Raw genomic sequence first — 594 nt, 5'->3', positions numbered from 1 at the left:
CAAAGCCTTAGCTACCGCCCTCAAAACAGTATCTCCCGCAGCATGGCCGTAATTGTCGTTCACAGATTTGAAATGGTCAATATCGAGTAGAATAAGACCAATGACATCTGGCAGATCGGTAAAATAGCTTTTACCGTCCCCAATTTGATCAAATGCGCGCCGATTCAAAAGCCCGGTCAGCCCATCCGTCAGCGCGTGCGTCCGCAAACTCGCAGTTATCTCCCGCCGTTCCACAAGCCGAGCCTTCAGCACACTCAAGGCCTTGAATACTTCATCGAGCTCAGTTCCAGAGTTTCTAAAATCTTGTGGGAGCTCTATGGTCCGATCATCGGCAAGGGCCACGATATTGTATCGCGCTTGCAGGAGCGGCTTGAAAATGACTCGCTGCGCCCATAGTAACAATACAACGTAGATCAGCATGCCAGATGCCACTATCAGAGTTATAAAAATAAGCCACCTAGACGCATCGGCGAGCCTGTCATTGGATTTTTCGGTCATTATTTTCAGATAAGAGGTACGAATTTCTTCAAGCGGCGCAAATGTAGGCACAATGGCATCAGTCATACTACGTGTTGTATAAGTAAACCCCCCCAC

General features: G+C 48.3%; 1 protein-coding gene. It reads right to left on the bottom strand.

Annotated features, from left to right (window positions below; genetic code table 11):
* Window positions 1–564 (bottom strand): GGDEF domain-containing protein (locus HAQ05_RS28015; protein WP_190427675.1); only part of this gene is annotated, 564 nt, incomplete at its 3' end.
* Window positions 565–594 lie beyond the last annotated feature (30 nt).

The sequence above is a fragment of the Pseudomonas typographi genome (genome assembly GCF_014694385.1).
Lineage (GTDB): Bacteria > Pseudomonadota > Gammaproteobacteria > Pseudomonadales > Pseudomonadaceae > Aquipseudomonas > Aquipseudomonas typographi.
This window is presented reverse-complemented; position numbering and strand designations above follow the sequence as displayed.